Genomic DNA, 12,519 nt, shown 5'->3' on the forward strand with positions numbered 1-12,519 from the left:
GTACAAGCGCGGCTATGGTCGAGGTGGGATTTGCCGTCGCGCCTGTCGGGAACACGCTGCTCCCCAAAATGAAGAGATTTGGATGGTCATGGGTGCGACACTCCTTGTCGACCACCGAGGTCCTGGGATCGCTGCCCATCAGGGTCGTTCCCATGATGTGGCCTGAGCCGCCATAAATCAGCGAATCCGGCGGGTCGGCCTGCATCACGCGATCGGTCGCACCGAGCTGGTCAAAGATGAAAGTGTGAACGTCAATAACGGTCTTGAAGCAATTCCGCACGTAGTCGTCGTTGTCCAGGCGATACTGGATCATTGGCCTTGGGATACCGAGGCCGTCATTGTTCGCCGACAGGGTGACGCGATTGGTTTCCAGCGGCAGCTGCTCGCAGGCGCTGTTGAGCGTGATCTGCCGCGTCGCGTGGTCGCGAAGCTTGTCCCGCAGCGATGTGCCGAAATGACCCCAATTCTCGACAAAATCCAGAATGGTGCCGTTGACGTTCTGATTGCCCGTCGGGTCCTTGGGCGGAATGAAATTGCCGCGCGGCGAGCCCGTCTTGGTGCTCGACCACCCGTCATTCTTGATCGAGGTCTTGAAGCCGGCATAGCGCTCCCGAAAATCGCCGTCGCGGAACGCCGCGATGTCGGACGTGGTCTGGGGGCCGCGGAAGGGAAAAAGCGCCTTGGGAGCAAGCGCAAACGATTGCTTGATGGGGTGGTCCATCAGATAACGGCCGACCTTGTCGCTCGATGTGGCGGCGCTTGAGGACAGCAGAATTCGAGGATTCTCGATTCCATTAGCCGCCAGCACGACAATGCGGCCCGACGCCCGGTCCAGCGTGCCGTCCGGCCGCTTGTACCAGACCCGCGATACCCACTTCTTGTCCGGATCGATGTCAAGCTTGGTGACCACCGCCTGCGTGCGCAGAATGGCTCCCGCCCGGACGGCCTTCTCGACATGGATAATTGCTTCGTATCTTGCCTTGGTCGGGCACAGCGGCACGCACGAGGTATGCCCGTCGCATTCCGGGCGGCCCTGATAGGGCTCGGAATTGATGGCGTGCGGCACCGTGTTCACCCGCAAGCGCAGGCCATGCTTTGGAACGGCCTTGCCGTTGATGGCGCCGGCCAGCCGCTTGTCGATATAACTCGGCACCAGCGCCGGCATGGGAAAGGGCTTGCTGCGATAGGCGCCGAACTTCCGCTCGTAGTAGTATTCGTTTTCCTCGTCGCTTCCGGCTACCCCCATTTCATATTCCGCGCGGACATACCAGGGTTCGAGGTCGCGGTATGAAATCGGCCAGTCAAATCCGACCTTGTAAAGACTCTTCATTTTGAAGTCGTTCGGCAGCATGCGGATGTAGATGCCCTGCCAATGCCAGGTCGAGCCACCGACGATCCGCTCGTAGTAGCTCTTGAAGAAACGTTTCTTGCTGATCGATTCGGCGTCGTAGTCGTAATAGTTCTTGCCGCCATCCTCGATCGGACTGGGTTGCAGAAACCGGTACGTGCCGGGGGTCTTCCTGGGATCAACCGCCTGATCCACCGGCAGCACGTCCTCGCCGCAGAACGGCGAGTCCGGGGCCTTCGATGGAGAAGCCGTGAAATTGTGGACCATCGCCCAGCGGCCGAGCGAATCCGGGGGTACCCCACCCGCCTCCAGGATCAGGACGCGATAACCCGATTGGGCCAACTGGCTTCCGGCAAGGGCGCCCGCAATTCCGGAACCGATAATGACAACATCAAACTCGGCATATTCGAGGATCGGTCGCATGCTTGTCTCCCCGGAGCCCTGAAAAATGGATTGAACTATAAAATGGGAGCCGTCGCCCAGTATCGCCGCGGCCCTCCCGGCGTCATCGGCGCATGGGCCGAGATGACTTTCCACATCAGCCCATGTTCGTACTGCTCCGGCGTGCCATAGACCCAAGCCTTCTTGCGCGTATCTGCTGGATCGTCCTGAAGAAGTGGCCGGTTCGGATCTGTGCCTGCATCGAGCGGGATGAAGAACGCCGACGTGTACCAAAGATAAATCAGCTGCTTGGCGCCCGCGCGGACAGCGCCATCCGACGACATCATGATGCCTTGCTTGATGTCACCATCCTGGGGCTTCTTGTCAGCCGCGAGGCCCCGATAGGCCTTGACGAGGATGTCCAGATTCTTGGAAATCTGCGGATGCGTGGCGTAACGCTCCATGTACTGGTTCGCCAAGTGGCGATCCAGCGGTGCAACGCCGGTCAAGGCCGCCGACATCGCGATGAAGGTTTCCAGATAGGCCAGATCGAGTTCATAGCCGTCCGGCTTGTCGAGCGTCGGATAAGGAACGACGCAAAGCGGGTCGCCGGATTCCCATAATTCCATGACGGCGTTCGCGTCGCCCGGCCACAGAATAGCCGCGGCGCCTGCGGCGGCGAGTTGTCCGAGGAATTGTCGCTTGGAAATAGCCGCGTCGGAAAATTGAATTGCGTCTGAACCGTCGAGCGGAGTCATTGACCCCTCCAACCTAATTTCTGCGCAAAAAAATGAAACGAACGATAACGATGCCGGCAGGCGAAACCTTCTGAAAAACAGTCCGCCCAGTCAGAAGCGAGTTCGATAAAGCTTGGCACTTTTTCTTATTGGTCGTTCAATTCCTGTTGTGGTTCAATCCTTGGTAGCAATTTTGTTCAATTAAATTCCCTCCATAAGATGGCACAAATCGCCATGGCACTAAGTGATATAGATTACATGACACGTCACAATTTACGAAGAGCCGCGATGATCTCGCATCCCTTCGAAGCAAAGCACCAGGCATTCTCAAAACGAAATCAACGGCGCGGCGTGGCGTTGCCTCCAGGGGGACGCCACATTGCTTTGCATGACCGACGGACCGCGTGTTATGCGGGGCCATGGCTGCCCCCATCCTCCCCTTGGTCGACGCGGTTACGCACTGGCCTGAACGCGGCGCGCTCGTCGGCCTCGATTTGGGTACCAAGACCATCGGCGTCGCGGTCTCCGACCCCGATCGCAGGCTTGCGACCGGCGTCGAGACCATCCAGCGCACGGCCTTCAAGGCCGACGCGGCGCGGCTGATCGCCATTGCCGGCGAGCGCCGCGCGGTCGGCTTCGTGCTCGGGCTGCCCATCAACATGGACGGCAGCGAGGGGCCGCGCGCGCAATCGACCCGCGCCTTTGCGCGCAACTTTTCCAATCTCGCCGCTTCCGCCATCGCGCTGTGGGACGAGCGGCTATCGACCGCCGCGGTCGAGCGCGAACTTATCGGGATGGACGTCAGCCGCGCCCGCCGCGCCGAGGTGATCGACGAGCACGCCGCGATCTTCATCCTGCAGGGCGCGCTGGACCGGCTGGCGAAGCTGCGCGGAGACCGCTGACGATGGCGGTGGTGATGGCGGCGCTGCTGCCGGTGTTCCTGCTGATCGTGCTGGGCTTCATCCTGAAGCGAAGCCTGATGCGGCTGGAGACGCAATGGCATGGGCTGGAACGCCTGACCTATTACGTGCTGTTTCCGATGCTGCTGGTGCAGACGCTGGTCAAGGCCGATCTGACCAACGTGCCGGTCGCAGGCGTCGGCGGCGCGCTTTTGCTGGCAGCGGCCGCGATGTCGCTGCTGTGCCTCGCACTGCGGCCCCTGCTCGCCCGATTGGCCATCGACGGCCCGGCCTTCACCTCGGTCTTTCAGGGCGCGACGCGCTGGCAGACCTATGTGGCGCTGGCGGTTTCCGGCAATCTCCATGGCGATGCCGGGCTGGCGCTGGCCTCGGTCGCGATGGTCGCGATCATCCCGCTGGTCAACGTGCTCAGCGTCGCGGTGCTGGCGCACTACGCTTCGCCTGTACGGCCGTCGGTCCGCGCCGTCGTCATGACCGTGGTGCGCAATCCCCTGATCTGGGCCTGCGCCATCGGCCTTCTCCTCAACATTCTGCACCTCCCGCTTCCCAAGATATGGCATGAGGTCGCGGACGCGCTCGGCCGGTCCTCGCTCGCGATCGGCCTGCTGGTCACGGGCGCCGGCCTGCATCTCGAAGGGATGTTTCGACCGAGCCTTGCCGCGACCGTCGCCGTTGTCCTCAAGCTGATCCTGATGCCGGCGCTCGCGGTCGCGCTTTCGCTGTGGTTCGGCCTGTCCGGCTCCAACCTTGCGATCGTGGCGGCCTGCTCGGCGGTGCCGGCTTCCTCCAGCGCCTATGTGCTGGCCCGGCAGATGGGCGGCGACGCGCCGCTGCTGGCGCAAATCATCACCCTGCAGACGATCCTTGCGGCGGTGACCATGCCGATCGCGATCGCGCTGGTGGCGTGAGTTTTAGCTTGATCCCGCCAGCCAGATGCTCTGCGCCGTCGCCGCGAGATTGTTGAGGCCGTGCAAAACGATGGTCAGCCAGGTCGAGTTGCTGCGATAGCGCAGGTAACCGAGCAACAGCCCGATCGAAAACACCTCGCCGAAAAAGAACCAGTCATACTGCAGGTGCAGCACCGTCCAGGCCGCCGACGACAGGATGATGGCACCCGCCGGTCGCAACGACGATTCCGACCAGCCGCGATAGAGGAAGCCGCGCGCAAACAATTCTTCCGACATCGGTCCTACGACGCAGAAAGCGACCACCAAGAGCCACAGCGCACCGTCGGCCTGCGCCGATTTCAGCACGTCGCCCATGAATCCCGGTGCGACCTCACGCCCGAGCGCGCGGGACAGCAAGTCCCATCCGGTGACCAGGACGACCAGCGCCGCGATGCCGATCAAAAGGTTTTTCCACGAGGTCCAGCGCAGCGCGAGATAGTCGGCAAAGGGGGTGCGCGACAGACGTATCGCGATCCACAATGCGAGCAATACCGCCGGCAACCCTGCGATGACGGACAGCGAGATCGTCAGTCCGCCGCCGACGACATGGATCGCGGCGGCGATATCGAACGGCACGTCCTGCCGCAACGCGAAATAAGCCACGACCGCGATCTGCCCGATGAACATCGCGGCAAAGACGAACAGCCCCCACAGCGTCGTGCCCCAGAATTTCCAGATCCGGGGCGGACGTTGCGCAAGCGTGGCCGTCATGGGAGGAATTTCGGGAGGGCGGGAATGCATCAAAGGCTTCAGGGCAGCGCCCGCTCCAGCAGGGCACGGATATCGTTATCAGCCAGCTCGACCGCGCCGTACATGCTGGCGTGATGTGTGGCAAGGCGGGTCGCCGCGAACAGTTCGGCGTGCCGTGCCGACACCTGGTTGAGCGCGGCAGCGGCGGCGAGCAGCGCCAGCCTTTCGACCGCCAGTCGCGCGACCCGTTCGCTATCGGGTCTGCGGAACGATTTGCCGACCAAGCCGACGGCCTCGCCGGCACCCCGCAGGCCCCTGGTTTCGTCCGCGAGCCGCTGCAACACGCTCGATGCCGCGTCCGGCTCGCGCGACAGGGCGCGGAGCACGTCGAGGCACATCACGTTTCCGGAGCCTTCCCAGATCGCGTTGACCGGCGCCTCCCGATAGTGGCGGGCCACAATGCCCTCCTCTACATAGCCGTTGCCGCCCAGGCACTCCATCGCCTCGTAGAGAAAACCCGGCGCGCTCTTGCAGACCCAGTATTTGATCGCCGGCGTCAACAGCCGCATATGGGCGGCTTCGCCGGCGTCATCGGGCGCGCGGTCGAACGACCGGCACAGCCGCATCACCAGCGCAATCGAAGCCTCGACATGCAGCGCCATGTCCGACAGCACCGCCTGCATCAGCGGCTGATCGGCGAGATGTTTCTGGAATACGCTGCGGTATCTGGCGTGATGCAGCGCATGCGCCAGGCCCGACCGCATCAGGCCGGCGGAGGCGATCGCGCAATCCTGCCGCGTCAACTGCACCATCTGGATGATGGTGCGGATGCCCTTGCCCTCGTCGCCGACCCGCAGCGCATAGGCGCCGGTGAATTCCACTTCGGAAGAGGCATTGGAGCGGTTGCCGAGCTTGTCCTTCAGCCGCTGGAACCGGATCGCATTGATCGATCCGTCCGGCGCAAAGCGCGGCATGAAGAAGCAGCTCAGCCCTTCATCGGCCTGCGCCAGCACCAAAAAGGCGTCGCACATCGGCGCCGACATGAACCATTTGTGCCCGGTGATGCGATAGGCATTTCCGTCGCGCACCGCCCGCGTCATGTTGGCGCGCACGTCGGTGCCGCCCTGCTTCTCGGTCATGCCCATGCCGAGCGTCATCCCCCGCTTGGTCCACCATGGCGCAAAGCCGGGGTCGTAGGAACGCGTGGCGATCACGGGCATCGTCTTGGCCTGCACATCCGGCTGCGACGCCAGCGCCGCCACCGCCGCACGCGTCATGGTGATCGGACAGAGATGACCGGCCTCGACCTGCGCGGCCATATAGAATTTCGCGGCGCGCACGACTTCGGCGGCGCCACCGGCCGGTTTGCCCTCAATCGTCCAGGTCGAATTGTGCAGGCCGGCGTGGGCGCTATGCGCCATCAGCTCGTGATAGGCGGGATGAAACTCGACCTCGTCGCGGCGGTTGCCGCGGGAATCGAAGCTACGCAGTTTCGGCGTGTTCTCGTTGGCGATGCGGCCCCGCTCCGCCATCGCCACCGAGCCCCAGTGCCTGCCGAATTCCGACAATTCCTGCCGCGCCGACGTACCGCCATTGGCCGCGACGGCGTCGGCGAGCGGCCGGTCCAGCGCGAACAGGTCGACGTCTTCGAACGGCGGCGACTGGTTGAAGACCTCGTGGGTCGAAAATGAAGCCTGTGTCATGGCCGGTCCTGATGGTCGGGAATCGATGGCGCGGTGCCGGGATCGGGAAAATCATAGGCCTGCCCGCCCGCGCCCGGCAGAAAAAAATGCCCCCACGCCTTCGAATAGTTCACAAATCCTTGCCCGGCCATCGCGGCCACCAGCGCATTGCGCCAGCGGCGCTGTGCCGGGGGTAATCGAGGTCGCCGCGGTACCGGCCTTCATGTTGGAACAATCATGCTGAATCGTCTTGGCCGGACTTGTTCCATGGCTGTCTGGCGCGGGGACAGACCGGGGGATAACTTCCGGACGCCCTATTCGCCCTTGCCCCCCGTTGCATCTCTGCCTATAGCTCTGGCTTTAATGACCCCTGCATTGAAATCGACCTTCGTCCTCGGTCACCGGCACCTGCTGGGAATCGAGGGGCTTTCCGCTGCCGACATTGCCGGCCTGCTCGACCTTTCCGAGGAATATGTCGAGCTCAACCGCCAGGTAGATAAGAAGCGCGCCTCCTTGCGCGGCCGCACCCAGATCAACCTGTTCTTCGAGGCCTCGACCCGCACCCAGTCCTCGTTCGAGATCGCCGGCAAACGGTTGGGGGCCGACGTCATGAACATGTCGGTGTCCTCGTCATCGATGCGCAAGGGCGAGACGCTGGTGGACACGGCGGTGACGCTCAACGCCATGCACCCGGACATCCTGGTGGTGCGGCACCATGCCTCCGGCGCGGTGGAACTGCTGGCGCGCAAGGTCGACGGGTCGGTCGTCAACGCCGGCGACGGCGCCCACGAGCATCCGACCCAGGCGCTGCTGGACGCGCTGACCATCCGCCGCAACAAGGGCCGGCTTGAAGGGCTTGTGATCGCGATCTGCGGCGACGTGATGCATTCGCGGGTGGCGCGTTCCAACATCCTCTTGCTCAACATCATGGGCGCGCGGGTCCGCGTGGTGGCGCCCTCCACGCTGTTGCCGCGCGGCATCGAGCGGATGGGCGTCGAGGTCGCCCGCGACATGCGCGAGGGGCTGAACGGCGCCGACATCGTGATGATGCTTCGGCTGCAGCGCGAACGCATGAACGGCTCGTTCGTGCCCTCGAGTCAGGAATACTTCCACTATTTCGGCCTCGACCAGAAGAAGCTTGCTTATGCCAAGCCGGATGCGCTGGTGATGCATCCGGGACCGATGAACCGCGGCGTCGAGATCGATTCGATCGTGGCAGACGGCGCGCAATCGCTGATCCGCGAACAGGTGGAAATGGGAGTGGCGGTGCGGATGGCGGTGCTGGAAGCGCTCGCCCGCAACCTGCCGAACGCATAAATGCTGACCGGTCGCCGCCCGATCCTGCTCGCCAACGCCCGCGTGGTCGACCCGTCGCGGGATTTCGACGGCCCCGGCGACGTCCTGATCGCCGACGGCATGATCCGCGACTCCCGGCGCGGCATCGGCGCCGCCGGCGTCCCCGAAGGCACCGACATCATCAACTGCGCCGGCAAGATTGTCGCGCCCGGCCTGGTCGACATGCGCGCCTTTGTCGGCGAGCCCGGCGCCGGCCACCGCGAAACCTTTGCCTCCGCGAGCCAGGCGGCGGCCGCCGGCGGCATCACTACCATCATCTGCCAGCCGGATACCTCGCCCGTGATCGACAATTCGGCGACGGTGGATTTCGTGCTGCGCCGCGCCCGCGACACCGCGATCGTCAACATCCATCCGATGGCGGCGCTGACAAAAGGCCTGCTCGGCCTCGAGATGACCGAGATCGGCCTGTTGAAGGCCGCCGGCGCCGTCGCCTTCACCGATGGCGACAAAAGCGTCACCAATGCGCAGGTGATGCGCCGCGCGCTGACCTATGCCCGCGATTTCGACGCGCTGATCGTGCACCATACCGAAGACCCCAATCTGGTCGGCGAAGGCGTGATGAACGAAGGCGAATTTGCCGCCCGCCTTGGCCTGTTCGGCATCCCCAATGCGGCCGAGGCCGTGATGCTCGAGCGCGACATGCGCCTCGTCGCCCTGACCGGCGGGCGCTACCACGCGGCCTCGCTGAGCTGCGTCGAATCGCTCGATATCCTCAAGCGCGCCCGCGACGTCGGCCTCAAGGTCTCGGCCTCGGTTTCGATCAACCATGTCACGCTGAACGAAAACGACATCGGCCCCTACCGCACCTTCCTGAAACTCTCGCCGCCGCTGCGCACCGAGGACGACCGCCTCGCACTGGTCGAAGCCGTCGCCTCCGGCCTGATCGACGTCGTGATGTCCGATCACAATCCGCAGGACGTCGAGGTGAAGCGGCTGCCGTTTGCCGAGGCGACCGCCGGCGCGATCGGCCTGCAGACCATGCTGCCGGCCGGCTTGAGGCTGATTCACAATGGCGAGATGGATTTCAAGACCCTGATCCGCGCGATGTCGACGCGACCCGCGGAACTTTTGGGACTTCCGGGCGGATCGCTGCGCGCGGGCTCCCCGGCGGATGTGGTCGTGATCGATCCCGACATTCCCTGGGTGCTGGATCCCGCCGATCTAAAGTCGCAATGCAAGAATACGCCGTTCGACGAAGCCCGCTTTACCGGCCGGGTGGTGCGGACGATTGTCGGCGGGCGGACGGTCTATGAGCATGTCTAGAGCATCTTCAAGCGAAAGCCTGCCCCGGACACGATCCGGGGTGGATAGCGGTTCGCGTCAAGAAAACGCGTTAAAAAGAGCCTCTGATGCGCGCGAAATATGCCGGGATGGGAGCAACCGCGATGTCCGCTGACGCATTTCTGGTCGTCGCATTCCTGCTCGGCTATCTCCTCGGCTCGATCCCGTTCGGACTTGTGCTGACAAGACTCGCCGGCACCGAGGATCTGCGCTCGATCGGCTCCGGCAATATCGGCGCCACCAACGTGCTGCGCACCGGCCGCAAGGGCCTCGCCGCGGCGACGCTGATCGGCGACGCGCTGAAGGGCACCGTCGCGGTGGTGATCGCCGGCTACTACGGCGGCCCGAACGCCGCGATGCTGGCGGGGCTCGGCGCTTTCCTCGGCCATCTATTCCCGGTCTGGCTGAAGTTTCGCGGCGGCAAGGGCGTCGCCGTCTATATCGGCGTGCTGCTCGGCCTGTTCTGGCCCGCGGCCGTGGTATTTTGCGTGATGTGGCTCGCCACCGCCGTCACCTCGCGCTACTCGTCGCTGTCGGCGCTGGTGGCGGCCTTCATCACCCCGATCTTCCTGTGGTGGTTCGGCCATCCGGCGCTGGCATCGCTGTTCGCGGTGCTGACCATGCTGCTGTTCTACATGCACCGCGAAAACATCAGGCGGTTGCAGGCAGGGACCGAGGGGCGGATCGGGGAGAAGTAGTAGCTTCACCTCTCGACTGTCATTCCGGGCCTGCGCGAAAAGGCGCACCCCGGAATGACGGCGTGCCTTACGCCTTGAGAGCATCTTCAACGAAGCGCGCCGCCGCCAGCGCTCCCGCATCGTTGCCAAACCGGGCGATGACCTGCACACCGACCGGCAATCCACCGTCGGCGACATCAGCGGGAATATTGACGCAGGGAACACCCATCAAGGTCCAGAGCCGGTTGAAACGGGCGTCGCCGGTCGAGCCAAGCCCCTTCGGCGCCGCCCCCGGCGCGGACAACGTCAGCAAGACATCAATATCCTCGAACACCCCTGCCAATGCGCGCCTCGCCTTCTTCGCAACTCCGCGCGCTGCGTCGTAAGCGGCGGGCGCTATCCCCTTGCCTTCGTCGAGCCTTGCGCGCACCAGTGGCGCCATCGCGTCGTAATGCGTGTGGTATTCCCAGGCCAGTGCCTGATGCGCCTCGAATTCCTGGATCGTCGGCTGGATCCGCCAGGCTTCTGCGACGATCTCCGGCAATGCCAGCGTGCGGACAGAAGCCCCCGCGGCTTCCGCCGCCTTGATCGCGATCCGCAGCGCCTCCCCGCCCGCCACCTCCGGCGCGCCGGCAAAATCCTGCGTCACGACGCCGATGCGCAGGGTGGAGATCGCAGCTGGCAGCATCAATTCGGGCCGGCCGGTCATCGCCGACAACCCGTGCGCCAGATCGCTGACGCCGGCCGCGAACAGCCCGACGGTATCCAGTGTCCACGAATAACATTTGATGCCGACCGTCGGCAGCAAGCGGAACGACGGTTTTATGGCAGCGACGCCGCAGAACGAGGCCGGCCGGATCACCGAACCGCCGGTCTGGGTTCCCAGCGCCAACGGTATCATTCCGGCGGCCACGGCTGCCGCCGAGCCCGACGACGAACCGCCCGGCGTATGACCATGATGGCGCGGATTGAGGGTTGCCGTCGGATCGAGCGAGGCGAACGCGGTCGTCGTGGTCTTGCCGATAATGGTCGCGCCCGCCTGCCTCAGGGCGGCCACGACGGGCGCATCCCCGCGCGGGCGAAAACCGCGGTAGATCGGCGAGCCCATCTCGGTCGGAAAGTCCGATGTGTCCATGATGTCCTTGATGCCGACCGCGATGCCGCGCAGCGGCCCGGCACTCGCCGCGCGGGCATCTTTCGCATGGCAGACGAAAGCGCCGATGGTCTTGTCATGGGCGCCAATCGCCTCCAGCGATTGCGCGATCGCCGCATCGGTCGATAGATCGCCGGAATCGATACGGCGCTGAAGTTCGGCGAGCGAGATCATTGGCAGTTGTTCCCCGTGGCAATGCATCGCTTTTACGGAGGGGGTCAGCATCGGGCAAGCGGTCGGCTCGTCGCAAACGAGTGTCCGCAAACGAGTTGATCGCAATCTGCGGTTGGGCAAAGCTGTGTCCGCATGCACGACCGGACACACTTTGGCGATACGCCCGTCGCTCTGAATCGCCTTGTCGCTCCCCGAATCCCCGCCTGGCGGCAAGCGCAAATCACCGGTCATTCAGCAGCTTCATTTTCGGTGGGGATATGTTTCGTTTCGAAATGCAGCCTCAATGCCGCCGCTAAATTACCCAAAATGCAAACCACGGAACCTATAAGGAAATCTATGGAGCGATGGATGGGCCGGCTCCGAGGAGATTCGAAATGCCTTCTCAATTTTTGCTTGCCGTGCTCGGCGCCGCACTTATCGCCGTGCCGGGGAATGGAAACGCCGCCCAGCCCGGCAGCCGATACGACACCGTGTGGGAGATTGCGACCGAAGTAGGACGCGTTCTTGGCGCGGCCTCGGTGTGTCCAGCAGTATCTCCGCCGCGCATCAAAGCCATGGCCGACAAGGTTTCGGGTCTGATCAGCGCTTACGCCGTCAACAATGAAGAAGCGTCCTCGATACGACACGCATACGATCAAAGTAAGGTCGTGGGCCAGCGCAACGTGACCAACAAACAGACCGATTGCGCCGCGGCCGAACGCAATCTTTCTCAATTGGAGCGCACCGTCACCTCGCCGCCTCAGACCCCAGTTTCGACCTTGTCGGCTCAGACCTCGGTTCCGACTTCGCCGTCTCAAACCTCAACCACGACCTCGTCGCCTCAGACCTCGATCAGGGCTGATGCCTCACCGCCACCGGCCCGAGTGGCAACCATCACTCCACCGACGTCGGCAGCGCCCATCACCGATCCTTCCCGGTCGTCCATCGACACGCTGCGGTTCGCAGGTTCGAATACCGTCGGAGCCGAGCTCGTACCGGAGCTGGTCAGACTGTACGCAAGGACCTCGGGCGCCAACGACATTCGCGAGGAGAAGCCGGGAGAGGACAACTGGTCGCTGCGGGCAGCCGGCAAGTCAGCCGAATTCAAGGCAGAAGTCGCCAGTCACGGTTCGGCTACCGCGGTGAGCGCGCTGCTCGCGCGCAACGTCGATATCGGCATGATGTCGCGACCGA

11 protein-coding genes and 1 pseudogene are annotated in these 12,519 nt (G+C 63.8%); 6 read left to right on the plus strand and 6 right to left on the minus strand.

Features of this window, described 5'->3' with window-relative positions; translation table 11 throughout:
* Nucleotides 1-1,771: GMC family oxidoreductase (locus WCE35_RS26620; RefSeq protein WP_424596289.1), on the minus strand; the 1,771-nt coding region annotated here is incomplete at its 3' end.
* Nucleotides 1,772-1,806: 35 nt separating this feature from the next.
* The gene (locus WCE35_RS26625) at nucleotides 1,807-2,487 is read right to left on the minus strand and encodes a twin-arginine translocation signal domain-containing protein (protein ID WP_424596290.1); all 681 of its coding nucleotides are present in this window, start codon (nucleotides 2,485-2,487) and stop codon (nucleotides 1,807-1,809) included.
* A 398-nt stretch (nucleotides 2,488-2,885) separates the two neighbouring features.
* On the opposite strand from WCE35_RS26625, the gene ruvX reads away from it, so the two are divergent.
* A complete protein-coding gene (gene ruvX, locus WCE35_RS26630) occupies nucleotides 2,886-3,368 on the plus strand; it encodes a Holliday junction resolvase RuvX (RefSeq protein WP_424596291.1) in 483 nt (160 codons plus the stop codon).
* Nucleotides 3,369-3,370: 2 nt separating this feature from the next.
* Complete coding sequence (locus WCE35_RS26635) at nucleotides 3,371-4,294, plus strand: AEC family transporter (RefSeq protein ID WP_424596292.1); 924 nt, start codon at nucleotides 3,371-3,373, stop codon at nucleotides 4,292-4,294.
* Nucleotides 4,295-4,297: 3 nt separating this feature from the next.
* Here the strand turns inward: WCE35_RS26635 and WCE35_RS26640 are convergent, their stop codons facing one another.
* Genes WCE35_RS26640 through WCE35_RS26650 form a run of 3 tightly spaced genes read right to left on the minus strand, consistent with a single transcriptional unit; the run spans nucleotide 4,298 to nucleotide 6,857 of the window.
* Nucleotides 4,298-5,044 (minus strand): lysostaphin resistance A-like protein, encoded by a 747-nt coding sequence (locus tag WCE35_RS26640; protein ID WP_424596293.1) that lies wholly within the window; start codon nucleotides 5,042-5,044, stop codon nucleotides 4,298-4,300.
* Between the two features lie 38 nt (nucleotides 5,045-5,082).
* Nucleotides 5,083-6,726 carry an acyl-CoA dehydrogenase family protein gene (locus tag WCE35_RS26645; RefSeq protein WP_424596294.1) on the minus strand — a complete coding sequence of 548 codons (1,644 nt, stop codon included), beginning with the start codon at nucleotides 6,724-6,726 and terminating at the stop codon, nucleotides 5,083-5,085.
* A complete protein-coding gene (locus tag WCE35_RS26650) occupies nucleotides 6,723-6,857 on the minus strand; it encodes a hypothetical protein (protein ID WP_424596295.1) in 135 nt (44 codons plus the stop codon). Before WCE35_RS26650 ends, WCE35_RS26645 begins: the two co-directional genes overlap by 4 nt.
* Nucleotides 6,858-7,068: 211 nt before the next feature.
* On the opposite strand from WCE35_RS26650, the gene WCE35_RS26655 reads away from it, so the two are divergent.
* The 3 genes from WCE35_RS26655 to plsY all read left to right on the plus strand — a co-directional run bounded on the left by WCE35_RS26655 (nucleotide 7,069) and on the right by plsY (nucleotide 10,040).
* On the plus strand, nucleotides 7,069-8,022 hold the full coding sequence (locus WCE35_RS26655) for an aspartate carbamoyltransferase catalytic subunit (protein WP_424596296.1): 954 nt from the start codon (nucleotides 7,069-7,071) through the stop codon (nucleotides 8,020-8,022).
* On the plus strand, nucleotides 8,023-9,324 hold the full coding sequence (locus WCE35_RS26660) for a dihydroorotase (protein WP_424596297.1): 1,302 nt from the start codon (nucleotides 8,023-8,025) through the stop codon (nucleotides 9,322-9,324).
* A gap of 122 nt (nucleotides 9,325-9,446) precedes the next feature.
* Nucleotides 9,447-10,040, plus strand: coding sequence for a glycerol-3-phosphate 1-O-acyltransferase PlsY (gene plsY / locus WCE35_RS26665; protein ID WP_424596298.1), 594 nt, complete (start codon nucleotides 9,447-9,449; stop codon nucleotides 10,038-10,040).
* Between the two features lie 67 nt (nucleotides 10,041-10,107).
* On the opposite strand, the gene WCE35_RS26670 is transcribed toward plsY, so the two are convergent.
* The gene (locus tag WCE35_RS26670; protein ID WP_424596299.1) at nucleotides 10,108-11,346 is read right to left on the minus strand and encodes an amidase; all 1,239 of its coding nucleotides are present in this window, start codon (nucleotides 11,344-11,346) and stop codon (nucleotides 10,108-10,110) included.
* Between the two features lie 374 nt (nucleotides 11,347-11,720).
* Between WCE35_RS26670 and WCE35_RS26675 the strand changes: the two are divergent.
* Nucleotides 11,721-12,519, plus strand: a pseudogene (locus WCE35_RS26675) (hypothetical protein); the annotation flags it as partial.

Origin of the sequence: Bradyrhizobium sp., from assembly GCF_049691595.1 — a bacterium.
Classification (GTDB): Bacteria; Pseudomonadota; Alphaproteobacteria; order Rhizobiales; family Xanthobacteraceae; genus Bradyrhizobium.

Bases quoted from the DNA above. Each gene is read 5' to 3' on its own strand.
- WCE35_RS26625 (WP_424596290.1), bottom strand. From the start codon at position 2,487: ATGACTCCGCTCGACGGTTCAGACGCAATTCAATTTTCCGACGCGGCT.
- ruvX (WP_424596291.1), top strand. From the start codon at position 2,886: ATGGCTGCCCCCATCCTCCCCTTGGTCGACGCGGTTACGCACTGGCCT.
- WCE35_RS26635 (WP_424596292.1), top strand. From the start codon at position 3,371: ATGGCGGTGGTGATGGCGGCGCTGCTGCCGGTGTTCCTGCTGATCGTG.
- WCE35_RS26640 (WP_424596293.1), bottom strand. From the start codon at position 5,044: ATGACGGCCACGCTTGCGCAACGTCCGCCCCGGATCTGGAAATTCTGG.
- WCE35_RS26645 (WP_424596294.1), bottom strand. From the start codon at position 6,726: ATGACACAGGCTTCATTTTCGACCCACGAGGTCTTCAACCAGTCGCCG.
- WCE35_RS26650 (WP_424596295.1), bottom strand. From the start codon at position 6,857: ATGGCCGGGCAAGGATTTGTGAACTATTCGAAGGCGTGGGGGCATTTT.
- WCE35_RS26655 (WP_424596296.1), top strand. From the start codon at position 7,069: ATGACCCCTGCATTGAAATCGACCTTCGTCCTCGGTCACCGGCACCTG.
- WCE35_RS26660 (WP_424596297.1), top strand. From the start codon at position 8,023: ATGCTGACCGGTCGCCGCCCGATCCTGCTCGCCAACGCCCGCGTGGTC.
- plsY (WP_424596298.1), top strand. From the start codon at position 9,447: ATGTCCGCTGACGCATTTCTGGTCGTCGCATTCCTGCTCGGCTATCTC.
- WCE35_RS26670 (WP_424596299.1), bottom strand. From the start codon at position 11,346: ATGATCTCGCTCGCCGAACTTCAGCGCCGTATCGATTCCGGCGATCTA.